Here is a 25,851-nt window from a genome sequence, read left to right as displayed (position 1 = left end):
TTATGGAATTAATTCGTATTTCACAAGGTGAACTGGCCATTGGTGAAGACAAGATTTTAGATAAAGCAGATTTAAGTGTACAAACGGGCGAACGGATTTGTTTGGTTGGAAGAAATGGCGCAGGTAAGTCAACATTGATGAAAGTATTAATGGGCTTACAAGTTTTAGATGATGGGCAAGTGCTTAAATCTAGTACTATGCATGTTGCTATGTTAGAGCAAGATCCTCCAGAATCTTCAGATATCAGTGTTTTTGATTATATTGCACAAGGTGTTAAACTAAATGCTGATTTAATTAAACGCTACCATGTAACTATTCAGGAAGTTACTGATAACCCATCGGAAGAAAATTTAGCAAAATTATCTCATGTTCAAGAGCAACTTGAACTAGCTGATGCATGGCAAGATGAGCAACGTATTGAGCAGGTAATGACCACATTGTCGTTAAATGCCGATGATAATATTTGCGACCTGTCTGGTGGTTGGCTACGAAAACTAGCTTTAGCAAAGGCACTTGTAACTGGTCCTGATATTTTATTACTTGATGAACCAACCAACCATTTAGATATAAAAAGTGTTTTATGGTTAGAGTCATTTTTAAAAGACTTTGCCGGCACAATACTATTTATTAGTCATGACAGGGCATTTATCCGTGGTGTATCGACGCGTATTCTCGATCTTGACCGGGGAATTTTGAAAAGTTACCCAGGAAACTACGACTTATATATCCAACAGAAAGCTCATGATTTGCAGGTTGAATCACAGCAAAATGCCTTGTTTGACAAAAAGCTAGCAGAAGAAGAAGTGTGGATCAGACAAGGTGTAAAAGCGCGTCGTACACGCAATGAAGGGCGAGTTAGAGCATTAGAAAAGTTAAGGGAAGAGCGTAAAGCTCGTCGCGAAGTGCGCAATCAAAGCGCCATGAATATTAGCCAAGGTGACCGTTCAGGAAAACTAGTATTTGAAGCCGAAAAAGTTTCTATTGCTTTTGACGACAAAGTTATTATTAACAATTTAGATTTATTAATCACTCGAAATGATCGCATAGCGTTTATTGGCGCCAATGGTACAGGAAAGTCAACCTTGATTAAGATGATCATGGGTAAGCTTGAAGCCACTAGTGGTAAAATGCGCTCTGGTGTTAATTTAGATATAGCCTATTTTGATCAACATCGTGATGCTCTTGACGTTAACAAAACCGTACAAGAAATTGTTGGCGAGGGGAAACAAGAGGTTATGGTGAATGGTAAACCGCGCCATGTCCTAGGCTACTTGCAAGACTTTTTGTTTAGTCCAAAACGTGCAAGAACGCCTGTTCGAGCATTATCTGGTGGTGAGAAGAACCGCTTGTTACTTGCTCGACTATTTTTGCGTCCAAGTAACTTATTAATACTCGATGAGCCAACAAACGATTTGGATATCGAAACATTAGAATTATTAGAAGAAGTCGTTGCAAATTATGCCGGAACGGTTATTTTAGTCAGCCATGATCGTGACTTTGTAAATAACTGTGTTAGTAGTTGCTTATATTTCGATGGTACTGGTCATATTACGCAAATTGTCGGTGGCTATGATGATGTCGACGAATATGTTGTATATAAAGATAAGCAACGCCAAGCCATGGCGAAACCGATTGTAAAAGAAGAATCAAATAAGAAAACTGTTGCTAAAGAAGCCGCAATTGTAGCAACTAAAAAGAAAAAGCTTTCTTTTAAAGAAAAAAGAGAGTTAGAAAGTTTACCTGAGAAAATAGATGAATTAGAAAATTTAATTGATGAGTTACAGCAACAAGTCAATCAGCCTGAGTTTTTTAATCAGGATCAAGAGCTAAGTAATAAAATATTGAACCAGTTAGCTGAAACTGAGTCCAACCTCGAAGTTGCCTACGCTAGGTGGCAAGAATTAGATGAATAATAACGATAGTGAGTTTAGTAGTTACATGAACAAATTTTTTAAATCGATTTTAGCATTAGGTATTACTAGTGCATTAGGAATATCTGCTGTTAATGCTGCCACATACCAAGTTATCGATAAAGGTGACGTATCTTCATTAAAGTATACTTATTCGCAACAAGAAAATAACAACGGTGAAGCTGCAATTTCAGGCACGCAAATTTATAATTTTCCGGTGCAATTTCAATATCTAGATGAAGATGATTTTGACGCTATCGTTGCATTAGCAAACAATACATTTGAAGCAGTTTTTGAATTAAATGATATTGAAGATGAAGCCGCCTTAAGAGCTGGAAATCCTACAGCGAATGATCTTTCATGGGTTATTAGATTTCTTAACGCCAGAGCAAACAACAGAAGATATCAAAAAGTTGGTAACATATTTGCTTTGAAAAATTTTGGTAATGGCACAGAGTTGTTTAATGTATTTGATAAAAATATAACCGGTACTCAGGTTTTAACTCGCTCTACAAACGATTATATATCAGGTATCACCAATGAAGGCTGGGTTTATGGAAATGCTTCTGCGCCATATTTACCATATTCATATACGGTTACCGATAATTTTGATCAACTCTCTGGTGATAATGAGTTAGGTACTGTTATTACAAATTGGCGTCGGAACTTTGCTACAAGAGGTTTTTTCTCACCGGATGGTGGTGTAAATATTATAGAAATTATTCCACCAAGTGAAATTGATTTGCCTGAAGCGCAAAGGTTTGGCGGCCTATCTGCAATATTGGATATCAGTGATTCTCATATTGCTGTTGGATATGGTAGTACAAGTGTTGGTCAACAAGCGATTGATTTTATTTTTAATACTTCAGATGAGCCAGATAACGATAAACCAAATAGTTGTGAGTCTCCAAAATATTTGGAAAATCAAAAATTTACGTTTGAGGATTGTGTTCAAGCAACTATTGCTAATAGTTACAACACGGAAGCAATAAAATGGACTATTGATGAACAAGGTGTTGTTACCTCCGAATTGCTAGGCCAATTAGTTACACCACATGTAGATGACAGACGAGTATACAGTAGTTTTGCACAGGCGGTGAATAATCATGGGGTAGCGGTTGGATTTGCTCACGGTTGGTTTGATGAGAGTGTAACTGCACCTAGCCAAAATGAAACACGAAATTTTTATGCTGTGGTTTATAAAGATGGCGAAGTAAAGGATTTTACCGAAGATCATGCAGAATATATTGACTCGCGCGCCTACGATATAAATGATAAAGGTATAGCTGTGGGCCATGTAAATACTAATATCAATGGAAGCCTTCGAACCAAGTTCTATCATGTAGATACTAATGCCGAAAATATGGAAATGATATTTCCGGGTGACTTTTTTAATGGTAGTTCGAGTACCGCTAGAGCAATTAATGAAGCGGGTATGATTGTCGGTGAAGGTGAATTTGAAACCCATAATGACAATAATGGCGCTAATCCCCGACGAACGCATGGCTTTTTGTATGACATGACAGCAAAAACCTTTACTGACCTTAATGACTTTTTAGCCTGCGATAGTGCTTATACGGTTATTGAAGCGCGTGACATTAACGATGCAAATGAAGTTTCAGCGACAGCTTTAATCAAAGTACTGCGTCGTGATTCTAAAGGTGAAATCATGTTAGATGATAAAGGCGAGCAGCTATTTGAAGATGTAGTTCGGGCTGTAACTCTTAAGCCGATAGATGGAGAAATTGAAGACTGTAGTACTGTTGAAGAAAAAGTCAAACGTCAAGGAGCTGGCTTTGGTTTCACTGGCATAATGTTGCTAATGATAGCTGGAATTCGACGTCGTTTTCATTAAATCAAATAGCGGTTATTAAATTTTAAAAGCCAGCTTCAAGCTGGCTTTTTTATTCTTAATACTTAATACCTGTTAGGCTCTTAGCGCTTTTTCACCACGAGCAATACCAACACAACCTGAACGAACCGACTCTATTATTTCGGTTTCATTTGCTAAGGTTTTAATAAATGCATTTAACTTATCTGCGTCGCCAGTTAACTGTATGGTATAAACTTGTTTACCAATATCAATAATAGCTCCTCTAAATATGTCGGTTATGCGTTTTACTTCGGTGCGCGATTTATCGTTCATTGCTAGAACTTTAATAAGTAATAATTCACGCTCGACGTGCTGACGCTCAGTTAAATCGGTAATTTTTATTACATCGATTAATTTATTAACCTGCTTAACAATTTGCTCAAGAATTTTATCATCACCTTTTGTGGCTATAGTAATACGAGACAAACTTGCATCTTCCGTTGGTGCTACCGTTAAACTTTCAATATTAAAAGCGCGTTGAGAAAACAAGCCAACAATTCTAGACAGAGAGCCTGCTTCATTTTCCAGTAATATTGCTAAAATTCTACGCATTACGCTTTTACTCCTTTTTTGATCCACATTTCATCAATTGCACCGGTACGAATTTGCATCGGGTAAACATGCTCTTTTTCATCAACTAATACATCGACAAAAACCAGTTTATTTTTAATAGCAAAAGCTTGGGCTAATTTGCTGTCTAACTCATCCAGCGAGTTTATTTGAATACCGACATGACCATATGCTTCAGCAAGTTTTACAAAATCTGGTAAAGATTCCATATAGGAAGAGGAGTGACGACCGCCATAAATCATATCTTGCCATTGGCGCACCATACCCAGTGAACGGTTGTTTAATGAAATAATAACGACAGGTAAGTTATATTGCATGCAAGTTGAAAGTTCTTGAATATTCATTTGAATAGAACCATCACCGGTAATACAAATTACATGGCTATCGGGGAATGCCATTTTTACGCCCATTGCCGCTGGTAAACCAAAGCCCATTGTTCCCAGGCCGCCAGAGTTAATCCATTGACGAGGTTTAGCAAATGGGTAATATTGCGCGGCAAACATTTGATGCTGACCAACATCAGAGCATACATATGCATTACCGTCTGTGGCTTGGTACATAGCTTGAATAACACGTTGAGGCTTAATTTTATTACCTTCTTGTTGATAACTAATACTTTTAACATCACGCCAAGTATTAATTTGTTGCCACCAATTGTTATTGTCTGTTTCGTTAATGGTAAAATTAACCTCATTAAGCTCGGTTAATAATTGTTTGATCACAATATCAACTAAGCCGACAACTGGAATATGGGCATTGATAGTTTTCGAGATGGAGGTTGGATCTATATCAACATGGACTATGGTGGCATTTGGGCAAAACTTTTTAACATTATTCGTTACACGGTCATCAAACCTTGCACCTAGTGCTAAAATTACATCGGCGTGCGCCATTGCTTTGTTCGCTTCTAGGCTGCCATGCATCCCTAACATACCGATAAAGTTGTTATGCAAACCGGAAATGCCGCCTAATCCCATTAAGGTGTTGGTGATTGGTGCATTTAGTTTTTCAACTAACGTAGTTAATAGTTCTGAGGCATTCGCGGTAATAATGCCTCCGCCCGAATAAACCACCAATCGCTTCGCTTGAGCTATCGCTTGCACCGCCTTTTTAATTTGACGGTGGTGGCCTTTAACTGTTGGATTATACGAGCGCATCTTTATACTTTGTTCCATTATAAATTCAGCGCTATTGCCTGGCATTAACAAGTCTTTCGGTAGCTCTATAACAACAGGGCCCGGACGGCCGGTACTGGCAATGTAAAATGCTTTGGCAATAATATTGGGGATTTCAGCAATATCTCGGCAGTTAAAACTATGTTTAACAATAGGGCGAGAACAGCCAACAATATCGGTTTCTTGGAATGCATCATCGCCGATAAGCCCTGTGGGTACTTGTCCTGATAGTACCACCATAGGAATGGAATCCATGTATGCGGTTGCAATACCGGTAATACAGTTGGTGGCACCAGGACCAGATGTTGCTAGTACCACTCCAACCTCACCAGTAGCACGAGCAAAACCGTCAGCCATATGTGTTGCTGCTTGTTCGTGGCGCACTAAAACATGCTCAACCTCTTGCTGTTGAAACAAGGCATCGTAAATATCTAATACCGTGCCGCCCGGGTAGCCGAATAGATATTTTACTTTAAGTGCTGACAGTGCTTTTACCACTAGTTCTGCACCACTATATCGCTCTGATGTCATATATAATCCCTTTGTTTTTGCTATTAAATTGCCATAAAAAAACCCTCGGTCTTTGCAGAGCGAGGGTTTATTTTGATATTTCTTTATTTACTTTTTACACACAAAATCGCCCACGCAATGGATTCAAGACCACGACGACAATGAGGAGCGCTTTAGTTGTATTTAAAAGTTTCATTTTTCTTTATTAATGGTAAAAAGTTTAATTTAGTAGCTATAGTTTTAAGTGGTTTGCTTAGTAGTGTCAACGGAAAGTTAATTATTTTTTAATAAAATTCTCATCTAAGTTATGTTCTCTTTGAGTGTAATGCACTAAATTTACAAAATGTCGGGTCTTATCTAGTAATCTTATTGTTTTTATTATTATGCTGGCTGTTATTATTAAGTTTTATTTATTATGATTGCTATATCATAGAGTTACAAAATCCAACAGATTTTTATCAGCGTTATGTTAATCTGTTGATATAACGTTTTGTTTATCAAAATTTACTGGAAGGGCTTATGTTTAAAAATAAATTAATAGTTGTTATTGCACTTATTACTGTTGTTGTCGGTTGTGCGTCAACACAAAAAGCAAGGGTAAATTTCGATAGAAATAGTGATATTTCAACCAGTCACTATAAAACATTTGCTTGGTTAAACGAAACCAAAGTACTTGCAGAGCCTGTAGATGTTAACCCAGTAATGAAAGTCAGAATTGACAATGCGATAGAAAGTGCCTTTGTTGCCAAAGGATATCAATTAATTGATGATGCTGAACAAGCTGATTTCACTATATCTTACACTATGGGCAGCCGAGATAAAGTAAAAGTAGATTCTTTACCAACAACATATCGAACGGGTTTTGTTTGGGGGCATAGATACTACGGTGGCATTGGTGTTAGTAATGAAACCCATGTTCGAAACTACACAGAAGGTAAGTTAGCGATTGATGTTTATGATGTGAAAAGTCGCCAACCAGTTTGGCATGGTTGGGCGGTAAAACGCATTAAAACGGCTGATCAAGATAATCCAAGTAAAGCTATTAAATCGGTAGTTGAACAAGTGGTCGCTCAGTTCTAATTTAATAGATAGTATTTTGTTTAGAAAAGCGCAGATATTCTGCGCTTTTTTATGTTTAATATTGCTATTTGGGCGGGTTATAAGCAAATTCAATACGATTACCACTAGGCTCCCTGATCATCATATGAACAGTTGGGCCTTTACCATTTAATTCTGGTGCAAACTCTATCACTAATCCCGGCACAGTTTTAAAGCGTTTATGCAATTCATTTAAGGCTTCTCTACTTGCAACCGTAAGTGCTAGATGATGAAGGCCAACATTATTTTTTCTATCAAACGAAACAACTTTATCGGCTTGCTTTGTTTGCCACAGTGTTAGAAATAGATTGCCATCGGTAACAAATACAGAAGGGTAGTCGGGGAAACCACCAACATTTTCCCATCCAAGTGTCTTGATAAAAAAATCTGCAGAAGCATCTAAATTTTTAACCGTTAACCCTAAATGGTTGAGTCCTTGGGTCATGACTTTTGTACTTTCAGCTGGGCTCTTGGCCTGTGATAAAGTAGCAAACATTACCAATACGCTGATCGTTAAAATTCTTTGTAAGTTCATTGTATTATGATTACCTGTTTAGTTGTTTGGTATATTGACCTGAATAGTCGGCTTATAATTCATTTTTATTTAACTTATTGTATTTTAACATGGATATAATGAGTAACTAATAACAACCACAATAAGGAGTAAGTGATTTACAATGAAATATTTTAAGCTAGGAATATTCGGTATTTTAAGCTTGTTATCGGCATGCTCACAAACGTATGTTCATGTTGTTAATCAGGGGGTCTCTGATGAAAAATTTGTTTCAATCACTAAGCAGTTAAATAACCTTGACCTTGTCGTCATACGCGAAAATATCACCATACCGTCTGAATTTCCTGCTGCCACTATCGCAACCCACCCTAATTTCAGTAACCTTGAGTTATTTCATCAGATAGAATCCATTGTAGTAGATCAGGGAATAAGTAAGCTTCAGCACCTCACATTTGCTCAAGGTCGGCATTTCTATAATGAACAACATATTGGTTTATATTTGCGAAATGAAGATGATAAATCTCACGTTATGCCTGCGTATTTACGAACGCAGTATTGTAAATTTGCCGATGCGACAATTATGTTTAAAAACAATGGGAGATTTGTGCTCGAATTTGAAAAAGGTAAATATGAAGACGGTTTAGCCGTTGTTCAAGGCAGCTATATTTTTGATGGTCGACGGCTATCGATTACAACAGACAATGAGCAATCTCAATTTTTCTTGCTCCATCAAGAGATGAAGCAGACCCATCTTGGTCAGCGTCAAGCTGATGTTTTTAAACCTTCAACAGAGAATAAAAACTTACAGTCACTAAACTGTGAGTTTTTAATTATCTACATGGAGTAGCGAAAATATACTTATGACTAGGCCCATCGACAATAATTATAAGTGGTTTTGTGATTAATTATCCGTTAAGCAATTCTACAATACCAAGCTAAACTTAAGGCATGTATTTATGCAAAAGAGTATGCGAGCTATTTATGAAGTTGTTTATTACGATCTCTATTATATCGGTACTTTGGTTAGCCTTGCCTATAAAAAGTTATAGTTATAATGTAGCTAAGAACATTTGTGAATATGTTGCTGTTGATGATAAAAGCCGGTTGAGAAAGTTACTAAAAGCGAATCGGCTAAAATTGAGGAATGTTTTTAACGATGTTAGTTGTGATAATGACAACATCTTGTTGTTTGCGGCAAAGAAGAATGCTGAAAATATCGGGCAATTATTAATTAAAAAACTACCCAAAGCGGTTATTGCTGATGAGTTAGGCCAGCTTGAAAAATTATCTCCACCACTGGCTAATATTGCAAAAACACGTATAAATTAACTATGGCTATACGTGCTTGAAAAGTGTGTTCTTAAGCCTTAAACGGGTGTTCAACCACATTAAAGCTTGCATTGTTTTCGCCATAGATGAATAAATTGCAATGCTGCCATGACTCTGGAATTTTCCAAGTATTATTTTCTTCAATGGTATACACGTGTCGTTTGTTGGCACAGCGAATATCCATTTTTGACAGACTACCTTCAATATTAGTGAGGCTAAACTCATTGCGGACAAGCGAATACTGCCAATAATCGTTATTTCTCATGTTAGCATCGACAACGATATTTTCATTCGAGCCAATAAAATCATCGATCTGCTTAATAAGTGCTTGATATTGCTCCAAATAGGGCTCCGCAAGTTTACTTTTTTCAATACGTTTAAAAGTTCTAAAAGCTGACTTGAAACGATTGAGTTTAACTTCTAAGGCAAAGCGCTGTTGTAAAACTGATAATTCTTGTTCGCTGTTGCCATTTTCAAATGCAAGACTGACTTTATATAAATGCGATAATTGCTTACTGTCGTCATCTAGAACGCGAGCATATTCAGCGAGTAATAATTGCAAATAATTATTCTCAGACTTATGCATATATTTGATTTTCTTCAAACTAGCTAAATACTTATCAACTTGTGCGAAGTCTTTTTCTGTTAATGCATTTTGTGCTTTTGAAAATAAGCTTTTAAAGCGCTTAGTAGCACCCGTAGTGCCGTTTTTGTTCATTCTAAAATCCATTTGCACGCTATTCACACATTGCTGAATGGGTTCGCCATTTTCCATTGCTGGTTCGTACTGCCATTTCATCAGGGCTTTTTTAGCCGCCAATGTAAAATCTTTACTGCCAGAGTTTTCAGTGCTTATGACGTTAGAAACGCTGCCATCTTTTTCAATAATAAAACTAAATCTTGCCCAACCTTCACGTCGCTCTTTTGCGGCATTTATGGGATATTTAGGTTCGATGCGTGATATTGGAACTGGGTCTGTAATGGTGCTTAAGTGTTTTGACAGTTCAACGGCTGATGTGTTACTTGTTATCAAAGGAGCCAATAAAGCGATAAGAGAATAATGCTTTTTCATATTTACATCCGTGTTAATTATTTTTGTAAATTATTGATTTTATGTTTATTAATTATATCTATTGTTCCACATGATAAACGCTTGTTCAACTGCTCGGGTAACTTTTGGGTCAGAATTTAAACTCAGCGCCATGCAATGCTCAGTATTACCATCTTTATGCAATTGAAAGCCAACGGTAAAATCACTTAAGGTAAAACCACTGCCTTTTATTCTATAAAGTAGTGCCTCGCGAGACTGAATTACTGCGTCTATTTTGCCACTAAGCAAGTGCTTGATGTTGTTTTCTTCATTTGCAGAAACAAGCAAGTTTTTATCCTCAACAAACCCTTTATCTAGCATGAAGTTATGACTATTATCATTTCGTAAAACACCAACAATGGCATTTTTTAACGTTACTAATTGATCAATATTTGTTTTATTAGTTTTTAGCTTATAAATATTTACGGGTGTTTTAGGGTGTATGGGACAAAACCATTTAAAATGTGGTGTGCGCTGCTCTGTTTTATAAATTGAATAAATTAGCGTATTAGGTTGATTTTTCGCCAGAAAATAGCTTCTCGCCCAAGGGTAAGCTGTAATTTCATATTTAAGTTTAGCATTATCAAATATTGTTTTAATTTTCTTTGTTACTAAACCTGATATTTCCCCATTACTCTTAGGAGATTGGATTATATAAGGTGGCCAATGTTCAGTAACAATATTTAATGTTGGCTCAACTGCATAGGCAGAGGTACACAAAAAGCCAGCAGTAACTATAGAACACAAGTATTTCAAAGCTAATTCCTAGATAATTCTCTTAATAAAGACAAAGTATAAGAGCAATTTATTTCAGCTAGAGTAAAATTTAGTCTAATTGTACTAAAAATTTTCAATGAAAAAGACAGGTTAAATCAATAAAGGTGAAAATTATAGATTTGACCTGTTGAGTAATAAGCTTGTAATGGCTGTCGCTGTTTCAATAGGTTGCTCCATAGGGAAACAATGTCGTTCACCAAACTCTTGCCATTTTATTTGGCTATTTTCTTTAGCTGCTCGTCGTACCGCACTTGGAATAAAAAAGTAAGTATTTTTGGCCACTAAAATATTAACCGGTCGTTGAATTTTTCTTACTGCCTGCCATAGTCCTTTCGGGTAAGAGCCAAATATCGACGCTTCCCACTTTGGTGAACAGCTAAGTTGTACTGAGCTATCTTTATTAGCCGTACTGGAGTATTGGCAATAGTCATCAATCACTTGTGGATGCCATGATTTATAAAAAGGTTTCTCAGCAATGTTTTCTTTCATATCCGCTAAGCTTGGCCAATGCGATGTACGGTTGGCAACCGATTTAACTAGAGCGCGCTGACGCCATGCTCCGGTTGCTCGCATCAGCTGTTGCGCAATAATCATTTCATTTTTAAAAAGTACCGGATCTAAAAGAATTATTTCGCTGAAAAGGTCGGGGTATTTCGCAGCGGCCAACAATGTTAAAACGCCGCCCATTGAATGGCCAATGCCAATCAAAGGCCCATCGTTTTTTACATTTGCTTGTAAGTAAATAGCATCCGCTACAGTATCTGCCATTTTTTGCCAATTAGGCATACGCTTTGAAGGTTGAGTAGATAAACCATGGCCAGGCACATCGGTTAACCAAATAGAGCTGTCGCTGGGTAATTGCGACGCCATAGCCGCTAATGTCATGGCAGAAAACCCAGTACCATGCAATAGATGAATTCGCTTTCCATTGCCAGTTCCAGAGCGATAATAGCCATTAACAGTCATTTGGCTTTTAGATTTTTGCTGCCAATTTTCGATATCTTTTAGTCTTAACGGCGTCATAGTTTAGCTTTATCCGAATAAAATAATTGAAGATTTAGTGGGGGCACATGTTGATAAATTTTAATGCTAATAACATACCAATTAACTGGTCGGATGTGAATGCCTTTTTGCATTTGTCGCATTTGGAGAGTTAAAAGCTAAGCTTTTGAAATTTACATAAAAGCTGTAAAGTGGTAGATGAGTGTTGTTTAATAAATCTAATACAAGTGGAAGGAAATTAATGAAAAAGCCAAGCGGACTTCATAAAATATTTTTAATCATAGCACTGTTCGGCTCATTTATAACTACTAGTCATGCTAGTGCAGATATTGTTAATGCACATGCTATCGCGACTCAGTGCTATTCTGAAAAATGGCCTAAGCAAACTTTATTAACATTAGCTAAAGATAATTTTGAAGTAGAGAGCGAGTTAGAAAGAAATAATTTAGCATTACAATTAATGAATTGTTTAGCAGTATCGGAAAGTGATATTCGTGATGGTGTGGCATTTACAGGGCTGTCTGCTTGGTTGAGGAACGAAAAACTATCGTCAGACGTTTATAAAAAAATGTTTAATGAATTATTCAAAAATTTTGCTCGAAAAACGGTTGATGAGCATGACGTATATCAACCATTTGTTGCCTTAGTGCTATCAGAGCTTGCGAGGGTTGATCGAAAAACACCTTATTTAACCGATGAACAACGTCAATCTCTTGTTGATAAAAGTGCTGCTTACCTCGTTAATACTAAAGATTATCGAGGCTTTGATAATGTGGTTGGTTGGCGTCACAGTATCGCCCATACAGCTGATATATTTTTGCAATTATCGTTAAATCCAGCAATAAAAAAAGAGCAGTTAACCTCAATGTTAAATGCTATTGGTGACCAAGTTCTTGCAAAAAATGAGCATTTTTATATCTATGGGGAATCGAAACGTTTATTAATGCCGCTGCTTTACATATTTCTAAAGGAACAGCATAACGAAGAAGATTGGCAACGTTGGTTAAAGCAATATATAAACCCAGCGCCACTAACGAGTTGGCAACAGGCCTTTTCAAGCCAGCAGGGGTTAGCAAAATTACATAATGCTAGGCAGTTCCTAAATGCTATGTATGTAATAATTGCAGACAGTAAAAATGCACAACTTCAAATGTTAAAAGCGGAACTAACAAATACGTTAAAAACATTACCGTAACCTGAACTCGGTTTAAGAGATAACTAACAGCATAAAATATCCAAGAAAGTCATCTTGTTTAATCTATAGCGTGATAGTTTTTCTTAATTCAAGGCAAATTTCGCGTCAATAGCCGGTCTATTGCAAGTAAATTTAACGCTGAAGTAAGTAAAAATAGCCGCTAGAGAAATATTTATTAAGTCGAGCTCAGGTTACCTTAACAACAAGCCCTAGCGGCCAATATTTCCAAGTTCATCATGAATCTTTATTCTCATATGACTTGGATTTATCTTTAGCCGTTACACCATAGCTATAAATAGCGATGTTATTGCAATCTTTAGGTGCGCTCTGGTTAAATCTGCTGATATAATGCCGCCATAATATTATTTAAATTTTCATATTTTAGGGGTTTGTGGATGTCGGAAGTAGAAAACCGTCCAACCAATTTTATTCGTCAAATAATTGATGCCGATCTTGCTAGTGGTAAGCATAACAGCGTGCAAACACGTTTTCCGCCTGAGCCAAATGGTTTTTTACATATTGGTCATGCGAAATCTATTTGTTTAAATTTTGGTATCGCTCAAGATTACCAAGGCCAATGTAATTTACGCTTTGACGACACAAACCCTGAAAAAGAAGACATTGATTACGTAAACTCAATTCAAGAAGACGTAAAATGGTTAGGTTTTGAATGGGCTGGCGACATTCACTATTCTTCTGACTACTTTGACCGTTTATATGGCTACGCTGTTGAGCTTATTGAAAAAGGCTTAGCGTACGTATGTTTTTTAAATGCCGAAGAAACTCGTGAATACCGCGGCACATTAAAGCATCCGGGTAAAAATAGCCCGTACCGCGATACGTCAGTTGAAGAAAACCTCGCATTATTTGAAAAAATGAAAGACGGTGGCTTCAAAGAGGGCGAATGTGCATTACGTGCAAAAATAGACATGGCATCAAGCTTCATGTGTATGCGTGACCCGATTATTTATCGTGTTAAATTTGCTCACCATCACCAAACAGGTGACAAATGGTGCATTTACCCAATGTACGATTTCACTCATTGTATTTCTGATGCTATTGAAGGCATTACGCATTCAATTTGTACGTTAGAGTTTCAAGACAACCGTCGTTTATATGACTGGGTCATTGAAAATATCTCTATTGAATGTACGCCTCGTCAATATGAGTTTTCACGCTTAAATCTTGAATACACGGTAATGAGTAAGCGTAAACTTAATAGCTTAGTTGAAGAAAACTTAGTTAGCGGTTGGGACGACCCACGTATGCCAACCATTGCCGCATTTCGTCGTCGTGGTTTTACACCAAATTCTATGCGTGAGTTTGCCAAGCGCATTGGTGTCACAAAAATGGATAACACAGTGGAAATGAGTGTATTAGATGCTTGTATCCGCGAAGATCTAAACGACAACGCGCCACGCGCAATGGCGGTTCTTGACCCTATTAAATTAGTAATTGAGAACTACCCAGAAGGGCAAGTTGAAAACCTTGATGTTAAAAATCACCCAAGTGATGAAAGCCAAGGCTCTCGCGTTGTACCATTTGCCAAAGAGCTATTCATTGAAGCAGAAGACTTCCGTGAAGAAGCGAATAAAAAATACAAACGCCTAGTGCTTGATAAAGCCGTGCGTTTACGTGGCGCTTATGTGGTAACCGCAACACGTTGTGATAAAGACGACGCAGGCAATGTAACAACCGTTTATTGTCAATACAATGAAGACACTTTAGGTAAAAACCCAACTGACGGTACTAAACCAAAAGGGGTTATTCATTGGGTTGCGGCTGAGCAAAGCCTTGACGCTGAAGTTCGTTTGTATGACCGTTTATTCACGGTACCAAACCCAGGTGCAGAAGAAGACTTTCATACCGTAATGAACCCTGAGTCGTTAATTACTATCTCGAATGCGAAAGTAGAGCTAAGCTTAGCTAATGCTGAACCTGAAAAGGCATTTCAGTTTGAACGCCAAGGTTATTTCTGTCTTGATAATAAAATTTCAGCAGAAGATAAAGCCGCGGGTAAATTAGTGTTTAACCGCACGGTTGGTTTGCGTGATACTTGGGCGAAAATCTCAGGCTAATAACCGTAGAACAAGTAAAGCAGTAGTTTAAAAAAAGCTCATAAGTTAACGCTTATGAGCTTTTTTACGCTCAGGTATTAGCCATGGCATCACATAGAGTTTGCTACGTGTTATAAAGATACATAAGTCTCTATAACTAGAACAAAAAATAACATAATAAATCTTTGAAAATAAAAGATATTACGTTAATTTGGTTCAAAATATTGTAGGTGGTAATTACTTAAAGCAACTACATAATTAGCAATTAGGCTTTAATTACCCGCCATCAGGACTACGAATAGTAAATTATGTCTTCTTTTTTCGATAAAATTAAAAACAAATCAATCAAAACACCAACACAAAGAGGATTTAGCCTTAGTAAATGGGATGCGTGTTGGGAAGGGTGTAAAGATGGTGCATCTGAAAGAAACCAAAAGCTCCATTTAGCCGGTGTTATTATATTCAACTTATTAGAAGAAATTCGAAATGAATTGAAAACACTTTATAAAGAGCAAGCACCTGACATAGATAACATACAGTTATTACTGGCATATATTTCTTTATCGAATAGAGATAGAGCTATTATGTCCAGTAAACAACGAACAAAAAATAAAAATGTACATAGCGCTACAATTACCAATAAAGCGGCAGGTAACGAAATTACTCTTCAAGAGGTTTCAGATGGCGCTGTTGATGGCTTAGAAAAGGCAATATACTTTTGTAAAAGCCGAATCAATAATTCTCAAGAGATAGGCAAAGGTAAAAAACCATTAGATATAATAGATTTTATCGAAAAAGAAGCGATCTTGTCCCAGCTTTATGGAATATACGAAAATTATTGGCATGCAATATTATGGAACGATTATAATTTAATAGAAGTCGATAAAGAAAAGAAGCTATATATTGTAGAACAACCTATGGATCAATATGAGATAGGTTCACATGTAAGTCAAATTAGAAAGTCTAGATTAGGAGCGCAGTCGGCAATGATTGCAACTAGTCCAGATGTTTTGAAATTTTACGATAAAAATAAATATATAACAGTTGTTAAGAGTGGTCGTAATAAAAAGTTACTATGTAAAGATGTAAAAAATGGTGACGAAGAAATTAAAGCTAGGAACTCTGACTGGCAAATCAGTTCGATGTTTTTGTCTGATAATTTCTGTAGTGAAATGTTGAAGCGTCAAAATCACCTTGGTTTTAGTATTAACGAAGCATTGGAGGTCTTTAGAAATTTAATTATTCTGTCTGCCGAATACGCAAAAAAATTTCCTAGCAGTTTCAAAATCCCCAATCTGAAAAAAATATCTGAATTTTGCCCTAAGGTGAATAAAGTTGAATTGAAGCAAGCAATCAGTAAGTCAACTGCTATAACGGTTTGCAGGGTTAAAAAGGTATTGGACTTTCTTGAGTATAAAGCTTCTGAAAAACAAGACCTATGGTGTCACCCCATCATCAGTGCATCGGAACAACAATACGCTTTAGTCACAAGTTCATTAGCTACTCCAGTAATTTTAAGGGTCGTTGAACACTGGTTAGTTAGTCTAGGTGAGGAATTACAAGATAAAGGCCTTGTATATGAGAATTTAATAATAGATGGCTTGAACCAAGCATTAAAAGAGAACCATCATATATTAGATTTCGATAATGCTGTATCTCGCAGAATAAAGTTCACTGACGCAGAGGAAGAGATTGATTTACTATTTCGAATTGGAGACCTAATTGTAGTTGGTGAAGCAAAGTCTATCGTAACCACGGACTCTCCTATTTCTAACTATAGGACGGTAGAAACCCTCAAACATGCCGCGAAACAGGTAAAACGCAAAATGAAATTTGTAAAAAGTAACCTTGAGCGCGTATTTACTAGTTTAAACTGGGATTATGACGATAATGCTAATTATGAATTTACTGGTTGCATAATTAATAGTGGAAGAATGTACGTAGGTTTTGATATTGAAGGAGTCCCTGTTTGTGACGAAAAAGTATTATTGAAATACTTTCAAGAAAATGAAGTCCCTCTTGCAAGTGTTTTTAATGAGAAGACTAGAGAGCCTAAACATTTAGCATGGTTAACACTCTATTCAAATTTTGAACAGTTAAAAGGTAACTTGAGCAAATATTTGAGTAATCCTCCTCAAATATTTGAAAACAGGGAGCACTTTGAATACAAGCCCATTACCTTGCCTTACATTAGCGAAGAGTCTTATAAAATTGTATTTAATAGGTTTATACCTACAGAGTTAGCAGTAAATGATAGGGTTAATATAGAGCACTCTTTTCCTGTTGGAAAAGTCGCTGATTATGATAAAGAGATAGAAAAAGTAGATTTGATAGTTTAGCTAAAAAACCTAACTAGAAATTAAACAAGGACAAAAAACAGTTAGCTGTTTGTTTCTTGTTGCTAATTTCAGCAAGCAATTTTATAGGCTTTACCTTTGGCTTCAAGGCATTATGCGTTCTGTATGACTATGTTAGTGGGCTGCGCTACAACGTCACTAAATCGAAATTAGCCCAATCAAATATTGTTAGATTAGGCTATTTCATGTCGCAATAACTAAAGCTTAGTCGCTGCCTTCATGGCAGTAATAAATTCAGCTAATGCTTTTAGCATAGCGTCATTATCAGCTAAGTTATTTTCAATAATTTTAACCACTGCAGAGCCACTAATTGCACCTTTTGCGCCCGTTGCTAATGCTTCGGTTACTTGTGCTGGTTTAGATATACCAAAACCAATCACTGATGGTGCAGCTTTAAAATTATTCAGGGTACTTATAAGTTTATGGCCGGTCATTTCCGCTTCAGTTTCTGTGCCGGTTACACCAACTCGGCTAAGCACATAAGTATAGCCAGCACCTAGTTGTGCTACTTTTTCTAACGTTGCTGCACTGGCGTTAGGTGGCGCGATAAAAATAGGGGCAACACCATGTTTTATCGCAGCTTCCCTAAAAGGCTTACTCTCACGAATAGGCAAGTCAGCAATTAATACCGAATCAACGCCTGCTGCGGCAACATCTCGGTAGAAATTATCAATACCACGGGCAAACACTAAGTTACCGTAGAGTAATAAACCAATTGGCATATCAGGTGCGTAAGCTCGAACACGCGCTAAAATATCTAAACAAACATCAGTATTGATGTTGGCATTTAGAGCTCTAAGTGCTGCCATTTGAATGGTCATACCGTCTGCACTTGGGTCAGAAAACGGAATGCCAAGTTCAAGGGCATCAGCGCCAGCGTCGATCAGGGTTTTAATGATCTCAAATGACTGCTCTGCATTTGGGTCACCAATGGTGACGAAGGGAATAAAAGCGCCTTCGTTTTTCTCAGCTAAATTTTTAAAGGCTTGGTCATAACGGGTTGTAATTTGGTTAACTTGGCTCATTATGCTTCTCCTCTATGTTTTACTTTACTGCCATCGAGAGTACTTGGCTCTGCTGTTTCCGGCGAGATTATTGCATTTACGTGCGCTAAGTCTTTATCGCCACGGCCTGATAAGTTAACTAAAAATACTGTTTTTTCTGTGACTTTATCTGCCATTTTTAATGCTTGTGCTAAGGCATGTGAAGATTCAAGTGCCGGAATAATACCTTCATTGCGAGCCAATAATTGAAATGCTTCTAATGCTTCATCGTCATTAATTGGCACATATTGCGCACGACCTGAGTCTTTTAATTGTGCGTGTTGTGGGCCAACAGCAGGGTAGTCTAAGCCAGCAGATACCGAGTAAGACTCTTCAATTTGACCATTTTCATCTTGCATAATATAGGTGTAGTTACCGTGTAACATGCCTTTACTGCCAGCTACCAGCGTTGCACCATGCTGATGAGTATCAATGCCTTTACCTCCCGCTTCTACGCCGATTAATTTAACGTCTTCATCTGGAATAAAGTCGTTGAACATACCAATGGCGTTTGAGCCGCCGCCAACACAGGCAATAACGTAGTCTGGCAGGCGACCTTCTTCAGCTAGTAGTTGCTGTTTGGCTTCTTCACCGATCATTTTTTGAAATTCACGCACTATGGTCGGGAACGGGTGAGGACCAGCCGCTGTGCCTAACAAATAATGCGCTTTATCATAATTTGCTGACCAATCACGTAGGGCTTCATTTACTGCGTCTTTTAATGTGCCGCTACCAGCAGTAACAGGAATAACTTCTGCGCCCATGAGTTTCATGCGAAATACGTTAGGTTGTTGACGCTGACAATCAACCGCGCCCATGTAAACTTTACATTTTAAGCCCAGTAGCGAACAGGCAATTGCGGTGGCAACACCATGCTGACCCGCACCTGTTTCAGCAATAATTTCTGTTTTGCCCATGCGCTTTGCTAAAAGAGCTTGGCCAAGTACTTGGTTAGTTTTGTGTGCGCCACCGTGCAGTAAATCTTCACGTTTTAAGTAAATTTTTGCTAGCGGGTTTTTAACAATATTTCGACATAAAGTTAGTGGCGTAGGGCGGCCAGCATAGCTGGTTAATAGCTTATTAAATTCATTAAGAAAAGCTTCATCGCTTTGTGATTCAATAAAGGCTTGCTCTAATTGTTCTAAGGCGGGTACTAAAAGCTCGCCAACGAACATGCCACCAAATTCACCAAAATAGGCGGGTAAGGTTTTTGTTTCTGTTGTATTTTTTACAGTCATGTTAGTAATTCCGAATATGCGTGAAAACTTGCGTTAGCTTTTCACGGCTTTTTATACCTGGGCTGTCTTCAACACCTGAGTTGATATCTAGACCAAATAAATCTTGTGTGGTTAATTGCGCTACTGCGCTGTTAATGTTGTCTTGGTTTAATCCGCCGGCGAGCAAACAATGCGACAAGTCTTGCTCGCTTTCTGCTAACGCTCGCCAACCAAACGACTCACCACTGCCCGGGTTTTTGCCATCAAGCACCCAATGGTCAATGTGCTCAAGAGTTAATGGAGGAATGTCATTTTCAACTTTAACCGCTTTCCAAATTTGACATGTTTTAGGTAATACGGCTTTTAGTTCATCGATAAAAGCCTGATCTTCATCACCGTGTAATTGCACGGCATATAAGCTTAAAGTGTTTGCATGCTCAACTATCTTGATGATGCTTTCATTAACGTAAACACCAACATAATTTAAGCTAGGCACGGTGTTAACAATATCTTCAGCTTGTGAAAGTGAAATACAGCGCGGTGACTTTTCAGCGAAAATAAGTCCGCCAAATTGCGCGCCGGTATCAACCGCTGATTGGGCAAATTCTGCGGCGGTTAAACCACAAACTTTATTATTGCCATAAATAAGCGTTCTGCAGGCGAGGTCAATATCATTTTGCGCCATTACTGAACTGCCAACTAAAAAGCCATCAACAGCAGGGGCGAGTTCTCGCACTTGCTCGTTGGTATAAATGCCAGATTCTGAAATAACGATTCTATCGGCAGGAATTTTTGGCGCAAAATCAAAAGTACGCGAAATATCCGTTGAAAGGTCGCGTAAGTTACGATTATTAATGCCAATTAATTTTGCGTTGAGGTCGATAGCACGCGTTAGTTCTTCGTCGTTTGACACTTCGGTTAGAATGGCTAAGTTTAACGATTTAGCAACGCTTTCTAGTTGCTGATATTCCTCGTCGTTCAGTACGCTTAACATCAGTAAAATTGCGTCAGCGCCGTAGTGACGAGCCAAATATACTTGGTAGGTATCAACAAAAAAGTCTTTATTTAATACTGGGCAGTTAACAATGTCGGTGACGGTTTTTAAGTAGTCAAACGTGCCTTGAAAGTACTTTTCATCGGTTAATACTGAAATAGCCGCGGCATATTTATCGTAAGTTTTGCAAATACTGGCAACGTCAAAATCAGCTCGAATTAGGCCTTTAGACGGTGACGCCTTTTTACATTCTAAAATGAAGCCTGCGTGTGACTTGCCGCTGTTTCTATCGAGTGCTGCGTACATATCTTTTTCAGTTGGAATTAATGCACTTTTAAAGCTTTCTAATGGCATATCAATTTTTCGTTGTGCCACTTCAATGCGCTTATCAGCAACAATTTTTTCTAATACATTGGCCATGTTATTGATTACTCTCGTTGCTGTTTGAAATTTTAACTAATAGTTCTAAGCTATTTAATGCTTTACCTGATGCCAGAACATTTGCAGCTAGTTCGGCAGCCGCTTTTAAATTGTCAGCTTTACCATGTAAGTAAAGTAGGGCAGCACAGTTAATAATTACCGCACTGTTGTGGGCAGTTCGCCCATTGCCAGATAAAATGGCTTTGATAATGTCGGCGTTTTCTTGCGGTGTACCACCTTTGATGTCTTCAAGTTCATAACGGCTTAAACCAAAGTCTTCTGGCGTAACCACTTTATGTTCGAGTTTACCTTGGTTAATTTCACAGACATGCGTTTCACCGTGTAAGGCGATTTCGTCTAAGCCACTGCCATGAACAACCCAAGCGCGCTCAACGCCGGTAAGCATTAAACTTTTTGCCATAGTCGGAATTAATGTTGGTGTATAAACCCCCATTAACATCACTTTTGGCGCGGCAGGGTTCACTAATGGGCCAAGAATATTAAATAAGGTTCGAATGCCCATCGCTTTTCGCACCGGGCCTGCATGTTTAAAACCCGGGTGGTAAGCAGGTGCATAAAGAAAACAAAGGTTGGCTTGGGCTAAACATTTACTGGCCGTTTCGGGTGACATGGTTAAATTAACGCCAAATGCTTCCAGTAAATCGGCAGAGCCTGACATACTGGAAACACTACGATTACCATGTTTTGCCATAGGTAAACCACAAGCGGCGGCTAATATTGCTGCCGTGGTTGAAATGTTAATGGTATTTGCGCCGTCACCACCTGTGCCAACGCAATCGCTAACCGCATGTGTTTGTGGTGGAAATGCCGTGGCATATTCACGCACAGCAACCGCTGCGCCGGCGATTTCTTCAGGTGTTTCGCCTTTAATTTTTAGTGCGGTAAGTACGCTAGCGAGCAATTCAGGAGCAATGTTGCCTTGCATAACATCGGCAAAAAATGTTTGTGCTTGTGACTGCGACAATGATTGACCATCGACTAATTGTTGTAGAATATTTTCCATGATTACTCCGTGTCCTGCTTGTTGCTCGTTGTTTTAGCGTTCGATAAATATTGAATACTTTGCGCTAACAACGTACTGCCATAGGTAGTTAAAATTGATTCTGGATGAAATTGAAAACCAATAATATTATCTTGCTTTTGAGCAATTGCCATTGGCAATTTTTCGCCGTTATCTGTGGTCAAAAAAGCGGTGGTTTCAAGTGCTTCAGGCATGGTTAACGCCACTAATGAATGATACCGAGCAACCGGTAGTGGTTGTTGAATATCGCTAAATTCATCTTGTGCTGTGTGGATAATATTTGAGGCTTTGCCATGCACTATTTCAGGCGCTCTACCAACCTTACCGCCATAATGTTCAATTAGCGCTTGATGACCAAGACAAATACCTAATATTGGGAATTGACCTACAGCAAGTTTGATTAACACCATTAAACAGCCAGCATTCGCTGGTGTGCCTGGCCCAGGTGATAATACTAAAATTACCCCATTTGGGTTGTTTTGCTGTTTTTCTTGTAACTTTTGAAAAATAAACTCAGCATTTAAGGTATTGCGATAAATGGTTAATTGGTAGCCCAAGCAGCGAAATTCATCAACTAAGTTATAAGTAAATGAATCGAGATTATCTAGCATGACTATTTCTGGTAGGGAGCTAGGTAAAGAGTCTGGTAAAGCGTCATTGGTGATAGTTGACGTTGTCATTATTTAACCTCCTTGTTATTGAAGCTAATAATAAGTTCTTTATTTTCTGCTTCGTTAACGGCGCTTATTACCGCTTGTGCCTTTTGTCTGGTTTCATTGGCTTCTGATTGTGGATCAGAATCAAAAACCACACCCGCTCCTGCTTGTACTTGGGCAATATTATCTTTAACAAAAGCGGAACGAATAACAATACAGGTGTCCATATCACCATCACCTGTTAGGTAACCTACAGCGCCGCCATAGCTGCCACGGCGTTTACCTTCTACTTGGCGAATGAGTGACGTCGCTTTTACTTTTGGTGCGCCTGAAAGTGTGCCCATATTCATACAGGCTTGGTAGGCATGTAATGCGTCAAGTTCATGCTCTAATGTGCCGCAAACACGAGATACTAAATGCATAACGTGCGAGTATCGGTCAACTTTGAGTAAATCAGCAACGTGGCGAGTACCCGGCTGGCTTACTCTGGCAATATCGTTACGGGCTAAATCAACTAGCATAATGTGCTCAGCCAGTTCTTTTTTATCGAGGCGTAAATCAAGTTCTATGCGGCTATCTAAATCAGGTGACAAACTGCCATCGGCGTTAAAGCCGCGTGGTCGTGTACCCGCGATAGGGTAAATTTCAACTTGGCGATTACTTTGTTGATATTTTAATGCTGATTCAGGTGATGCGCCGAAAATACAAAAATCACTGTCTTGTAAATAGAACATATAAGGGCTTGGATTACGGCGTTTTAACGCTTTATAGGCGTTAAGGGTATTGGTACAAGGCAAACTAAAAGTACGAGACGGTACAACTTGGAAAATATCACCGGCTAGAATGTTTTCTTTTAAGTTGTTAACAATTTGGCAATAGGCTTGGTCGTCAATGTCAGTGCTTAAATTGTCTGTTGCAGTGCGCTGCGCTGATGTTTTTGGCACAAGTGCGGCACTAACATTATTAGCCAATGTTACTTTTATTTCTTCTATTCTGGCAATTTGTGCTGACTTAGCCTGAGAGTAATTTTCACCAGTAAAAATATTGGTAATCACTTCGCTTGATTGCTGTTCATGGTCAATAACAATTAAGGTTTCCGCCAAGTAGAAAACAAAGTCGGGACAAGTGTTTTCGCCATCATCAACGCTAGGTAATGCTTCGCTTACTGCCATCATATCAAAAGCAAAGGCGCCACCAAGAAATACTGAGAAAGGGTGACCAGTTAAATTAGTTAACTGTTGAAAAAGGCGTAAGCTTTGAAAAGGGTTAGTCGCGAGTAATCGAGAACGCTCATCTAATTGCTCAGCAACGTCTGAAAAGGTTGCTGTAAAGGCTAACGTATCGCTATTGGCGTTAGCAGAAACAGAATCAGAGATTGCGGCTTCTGTGCTTAATTGCTGTTTGGCAAAAGCTAAGGCATGCTCGCCGTTTTTACTTAAGGCAGTAAAAGTGACTGAATTGCCATGACAAACAATTTTGACGGCAGTATCTGTTAGCAATAGACTTTTTAGTTGATGCTTTTTATCAATTTCTGCTGACTCAAGCAATAAGGTATTTGCCTTTAGTTTGCCATTTTTATCGCTGCTTTCAATGCGACCTTCATCACCGCATAAGGAGTGAAAAACAGCAAGTGGATCGCTTTGATAAGGCAAGTGTTCGGTAAAACTTTCAACTGCACCTAACTTCAGGTGTTGTTCGGCACTTTTATGTTGTTGGTTGTTCTTGTTCATTGTTATTGGTATTCCTAAATAGTTTTAAATACGGTCATCCAGCGTAAATAGGCAAAAGCCACCACAAAAACCAACGTTTAACTTTAATTCTTAACATGTTATCTCTCTAAAATTTTAATTTATAACTTAAAATATCAACTTATTCTTGGTCAGATAAAAGCAAAAAACCCGCAATAAAATGCGGGTTTTCGGAATTTTTTACTTACAAGTAAACATCACAACCCACTTATGTCGAGTTATGCCACCACCAAATCAGAGAAATAGTTTGTTTTACTTGTATCATTATCTGTTTTATCTCAGTAAAATTGTTTTATTCACTTACCTAAATTTAGCTGCTGCCAATACCTTAGGTAGTTTTAAGTCCCTATAGAAGAACCGATTACACTTATGTTGTCAACCACTGATTTTAAAAATGATAAAGATTTATCAAGCTTGCGGGTTGACCTACATAGCCATACAAATTGTTCTGATGGTGCGCTTACGCCGCAAGAGCTTATAGAGCGGGCAGTTAACTTTCAAATTGATGTGTTAGCCATTACCGATCACGATACCGTTGCCGGTCTTGATAGTGCAAAACAAACTATTTTAGATAAAAATATTCCATTAACTTTAATTGATGGCATTGAAATATCAACCGAGTGGCAAGGTTTTGAAATTCATATTGTTGGTTTGAATATTGATACCCGTAATGCTGAGTTAACTGAGTTGATCAGCCAACAACAGCAACGCCGAGAAACACGTGCGCTGACCATGGGTGAAAAGTTGGCTAAATGCGGTTTTACTGATGTTTATCAACACGCAAAAGCATTAGCAGGGGCAGGGTCGATTACTCGAGCCCACTTTGCAAAAGTATTATTACAGCAAGGCGCTGTCGGTAAAATGCAGGCGGCGTTTGATAAATACATTGGTAAAGGCAAGCGAGCTTATGTAAAACCTAATTGGTGCAGCATAGCTGAAGCCGTAGCAACAATTCACGCTGCTGGCGGTGTTGCGGTAATGGCACACCCAATACGATATGACTTATCAACAAAATGGTTACGTCGCCTGATTGTTGATTTTAAGGCGGCAAATGGCAATGGTTTAGAAGTGGTTTTGCCGCAAATGAATAACGAACAACGAAAATTAATGCTAAGCTTTTGTTTAGAATATGATTTACATGCATCTATGGGATCTGATTTTCATCAACCCAGTCGTTGGAGTGATTTAGGGCGTAATTTAAGCATGCCAGAACAAGCAAACCCTATTTGGCAAATATGGTAAGCAGATACTCGATAACTTTACTAAGCATTGGA

The 25,851-nt window shown here is 38.2% G+C and carries 21 protein-coding genes; 9 read left to right on the top strand and 12 right to left on the bottom strand.

The window, feature by feature from the left end; genetic code table 11:
- Positions 1-2 precede the first annotated feature (2 nt).
- A complete protein-coding gene (uup, locus tag AC27HL_RS12265) occupies positions 3-1,913 on the top strand; it encodes an ATP-binding cassette ATPase Uup (protein WP_487081293.1) in 1,911 nt (636 codons plus the stop codon).
- On the top strand, positions 1,906-3,765 hold the full coding sequence (locus AC27HL_RS12260; protein ID WP_487081292.1) for a DUF3466 family protein: 1,860 nt from the start codon (positions 1,906-1,908) through the stop codon (positions 3,763-3,765). Before uup ends, AC27HL_RS12260 begins: the two co-directional genes overlap by 8 nt.
- Before the next feature lie 72 nt (positions 3,766-3,837).
- On the opposite strand, the gene ilvN is transcribed toward AC27HL_RS12260, so the two are convergent.
- Entirely contained in the window at positions 3,838-4,335 is a 498-nt protein-coding gene (gene ilvN, locus AC27HL_RS12255; RefSeq protein ID WP_487081291.1) for an acetolactate synthase small subunit, read from the bottom strand.
- Entirely contained in the window at positions 4,335-6,059 is a 1,725-nt protein-coding gene (locus AC27HL_RS12250) for an acetolactate synthase 3 large subunit (protein WP_487081290.1), read from the bottom strand. Before AC27HL_RS12250 ends, ilvN begins: the two co-directional genes overlap by 1 nt.
- A gap of 498 nt (positions 6,060-6,557) precedes the next feature.
- On the opposite strand from AC27HL_RS12250, the gene AC27HL_RS12245 reads away from it, so the two are divergent.
- Positions 6,558-7,118, top strand: coding sequence for a DUF4136 domain-containing protein (locus tag AC27HL_RS12245; RefSeq protein ID WP_487081289.1), 561 nt, complete (start codon positions 6,558-6,560; stop codon positions 7,116-7,118).
- Positions 7,119-7,182: 64 nt separating this feature from the next.
- On the opposite strand, the gene AC27HL_RS12240 is transcribed toward AC27HL_RS12245, so the two are convergent.
- Positions 7,183-7,671 carry a VOC family protein gene (locus tag AC27HL_RS12240; RefSeq protein WP_487081288.1) on the bottom strand — a complete coding sequence of 163 codons (489 nt, stop codon included), beginning with the start codon at positions 7,669-7,671 and terminating at the stop codon, positions 7,183-7,185.
- Between the two features lie 142 nt (positions 7,672-7,813).
- Between AC27HL_RS12240 and AC27HL_RS12235 the strand changes: the two genes are divergently transcribed.
- A complete protein-coding gene (locus tag AC27HL_RS12235) occupies positions 7,814-8,497 on the top strand; it encodes a hypothetical protein (protein ID WP_487081287.1) in 684 nt (227 codons plus the stop codon).
- A gap of 134 nt (positions 8,498-8,631) precedes the next feature.
- Entirely contained in the window at positions 8,632-8,979 is a 348-nt protein-coding gene (locus tag AC27HL_RS12230) for a DUF3718 domain-containing protein (RefSeq protein WP_487081286.1), read from the top strand.
- A gap of 31 nt (positions 8,980-9,010) precedes the next feature.
- Here the strand turns inward: AC27HL_RS12230 and AC27HL_RS12225 are convergent, their stop codons facing one another.
- The 3 genes from AC27HL_RS12225 to AC27HL_RS12215 all read right to left on the bottom strand — a co-directional run bounded on the left by AC27HL_RS12225 (position 9,011) and on the right by AC27HL_RS12215 (position 11,869).
- Complete coding sequence (locus tag AC27HL_RS12225; RefSeq protein WP_487081285.1) at positions 9,011-10,051, bottom strand: energy transducer TonB; 1,041 nt, start codon at positions 10,049-10,051, stop codon at positions 9,011-9,013.
- Positions 10,052-10,099: 48 nt separating this feature from the next.
- Positions 10,100-10,825 carry a type 2 periplasmic-binding domain-containing protein gene (locus AC27HL_RS12220; RefSeq protein ID WP_487081284.1) on the bottom strand — a complete coding sequence of 242 codons (726 nt, stop codon included), beginning with the start codon at positions 10,823-10,825 and terminating at the stop codon, positions 10,100-10,102.
- 132 nt (positions 10,826-10,957) lie between these two features.
- Positions 10,958-11,869, bottom strand: a complete 912-nt coding sequence (locus AC27HL_RS12215) for an alpha/beta fold hydrolase (protein ID WP_487081283.1) — start codon at positions 11,867-11,869, stop codon at positions 10,958-10,960.
- 220 nt (positions 11,870-12,089) lie between these two features.
- Here AC27HL_RS12215 and AC27HL_RS12210 point away from each other — a divergent pair, with 220 nt between their 5' ends.
- The 3 genes from AC27HL_RS12210 to AC27HL_RS12200 all read left to right on the top strand — a co-directional run bounded on the left by AC27HL_RS12210 (position 12,090) and on the right by AC27HL_RS12200 (position 17,439).
- Positions 12,090-13,043, top strand: a complete 954-nt coding sequence (locus AC27HL_RS12210; protein ID WP_487081282.1) for a DUF2785 domain-containing protein — start codon at positions 12,090-12,092, stop codon at positions 13,041-13,043.
- A 395-nt stretch (positions 13,044-13,438) separates the two neighbouring features.
- Positions 13,439-15,121, top strand: coding sequence for a glutamine--tRNA ligase (gene glnS, locus AC27HL_RS12205; RefSeq protein ID WP_487081281.1), 1,683 nt, complete (start codon positions 13,439-13,441; stop codon positions 15,119-15,121).
- 287 nt (positions 15,122-15,408) lie between these two features.
- Positions 15,409-17,439: a hypothetical protein gene (locus AC27HL_RS12200; RefSeq protein WP_487081280.1), complete on the top strand. Its 2,031-nt coding sequence runs from the start codon at positions 15,409-15,411 to the stop codon at positions 17,437-17,439.
- Positions 17,440-17,654: 215 nt separating this feature from the next.
- Here the strand turns inward: AC27HL_RS12200 and trpA are convergent, their stop codons facing one another.
- From trpA to AC27HL_RS12170, 6 genes are read right to left on the bottom strand one after another with little or no spacing between them, the layout of a single operon-like run.
- Positions 17,655-18,482 carry a tryptophan synthase subunit alpha gene (gene trpA / locus AC27HL_RS12195; RefSeq protein WP_487081279.1) on the bottom strand — a complete coding sequence of 276 codons (828 nt, stop codon included), beginning with the start codon at positions 18,480-18,482 and terminating at the stop codon, positions 17,655-17,657.
- Complete coding sequence (gene trpB, locus AC27HL_RS12190; RefSeq protein WP_487081278.1) at positions 18,482-19,738, bottom strand: tryptophan synthase subunit beta; 1,257 nt, start codon at positions 19,736-19,738, stop codon at positions 18,482-18,484. The genes trpA and trpB overlap by 1 nt, the downstream gene beginning before the upstream one ends.
- A 1-nt stretch (position 19,739) precedes the next feature.
- Positions 19,740-21,131 (bottom strand): bifunctional indole-3-glycerol-phosphate synthase TrpC/phosphoribosylanthranilate isomerase TrpF, encoded by a 1,392-nt coding sequence (gene trpCF / locus AC27HL_RS12185; protein ID WP_487081277.1) that lies wholly within the window; start codon positions 21,129-21,131, stop codon positions 19,740-19,742.
- Position 21,132: 1 nt separating this feature from the next.
- Complete coding sequence (gene trpD, locus AC27HL_RS12180) at positions 21,133-22,155, bottom strand: anthranilate phosphoribosyltransferase (protein ID WP_487081276.1); 1,023 nt, start codon at positions 22,153-22,155, stop codon at positions 21,133-21,135.
- A gap of 2 nt (positions 22,156-22,157) precedes the next feature.
- A complete protein-coding gene (locus AC27HL_RS12175) occupies positions 22,158-22,853 on the bottom strand; it encodes an aminodeoxychorismate/anthranilate synthase component II (protein ID WP_487081275.1) in 696 nt (231 codons plus the stop codon).
- On the bottom strand, positions 22,853-24,559 hold the full coding sequence (locus AC27HL_RS12170; RefSeq protein ID WP_487081274.1) for an anthranilate synthase component 1: 1,707 nt from the start codon (positions 24,557-24,559) through the stop codon (positions 22,853-22,855). Before AC27HL_RS12170 ends, AC27HL_RS12175 begins: the two co-directional genes overlap by 1 nt.
- Positions 24,560-24,946: 387 nt before the next feature.
- On the opposite strand from AC27HL_RS12170, the gene rnm reads away from it, so the two are divergent.
- On the top strand, positions 24,947-25,819 hold the full coding sequence (gene rnm / locus AC27HL_RS12165; protein WP_487081273.1) for an RNase RNM: 873 nt from the start codon (positions 24,947-24,949) through the stop codon (positions 25,817-25,819).
- Positions 25,820-25,851: the final 32 nt, after the last annotated feature.

It is taken from the genome of Colwellia aquaemaris (assembly GCF_057548755.1).
Note: the sequence above shows the minus strand (reverse complement) of the source record. Positions and strands in the feature narration are given on the sequence as shown.

Coding starts and splice junctions, on each gene's coding strand:
- uup (WP_487081293.1), top strand. CDS start 3: ATGGAATTAATTCGTATTTCACAAGGTGAACTGGCCATTGGTGAAGAC.
- AC27HL_RS12260 (WP_487081292.1), top strand. CDS start 1,906: ATGAATAATAACGATAGTGAGTTTAGTAGTTACATGAACAAATTTTTT.
- ilvN (WP_487081291.1), bottom strand. CDS start 4,335: ATGCGTAGAATTTTAGCAATATTACTGGAAAATGAAGCAGGCTCTCTG.
- AC27HL_RS12250 (WP_487081290.1), bottom strand. CDS start 6,059: ATGACATCAGAGCGATATAGTGGTGCAGAACTAGTGGTAAAAGCACTG.
- AC27HL_RS12245 (WP_487081289.1), top strand. CDS start 6,558: ATGTTTAAAAATAAATTAATAGTTGTTATTGCACTTATTACTGTTGTT.
- AC27HL_RS12240 (WP_487081288.1), bottom strand. CDS start 7,671: ATGAACTTACAAAGAATTTTAACGATCAGCGTATTGGTAATGTTTGCT.
- AC27HL_RS12235 (WP_487081287.1), top strand. CDS start 7,814: ATGAAATATTTTAAGCTAGGAATATTCGGTATTTTAAGCTTGTTATCG.
- AC27HL_RS12230 (WP_487081286.1), top strand. CDS start 8,632: ATGAAGTTGTTTATTACGATCTCTATTATATCGGTACTTTGGTTAGCC.
- AC27HL_RS12225 (WP_487081285.1), bottom strand. CDS start 10,051: ATGAAAAAGCATTATTCTCTTATCGCTTTATTGGCTCCTTTGATAACA.
- AC27HL_RS12215 (WP_487081283.1), bottom strand. CDS start 11,869: ATGACGCCGTTAAGACTAAAAGATATCGAAAATTGGCAGCAAAAATCT.
- AC27HL_RS12210 (WP_487081282.1), top strand. CDS start 12,090: ATGAAAAAGCCAAGCGGACTTCATAAAATATTTTTAATCATAGCACTG.
- glnS (WP_487081281.1), top strand. CDS start 13,439: ATGTCGGAAGTAGAAAACCGTCCAACCAATTTTATTCGTCAAATAATT.
- AC27HL_RS12200 (WP_487081280.1), top strand. CDS start 15,409: ATGTCTTCTTTTTTCGATAAAATTAAAAACAAATCAATCAAAACACCA.
- trpA (WP_487081279.1), bottom strand. CDS start 18,482: ATGAGCCAAGTTAACCAAATTACAACCCGTTATGACCAAGCCTTTAAA.
- trpB (WP_487081278.1), bottom strand. CDS start 19,738: ATGACTGTAAAAAATACAACAGAAACAAAAACCTTACCCGCCTATTTT.
- trpCF (WP_487081277.1), bottom strand. CDS start 21,131: ATGGCCAATGTATTAGAAAAAATTGTTGCTGATAAGCGCATTGAAGTG.
- trpD (WP_487081276.1), bottom strand. CDS start 22,155: ATGGAAAATATTCTACAACAATTAGTCGATGGTCAATCATTGTCGCAG.
- AC27HL_RS12175 (WP_487081275.1), bottom strand. CDS start 22,853: ATGACAACGTCAACTATCACCAATGACGCTTTACCAGACTCTTTACCT.
- AC27HL_RS12170 (WP_487081274.1), bottom strand. CDS start 24,559: ATGAACAAGAACAACCAACAACATAAAAGTGCCGAACAACACCTGAAG.
- rnm (WP_487081273.1), top strand. CDS start 24,947: ATGTTGTCAACCACTGATTTTAAAAATGATAAAGATTTATCAAGCTTG.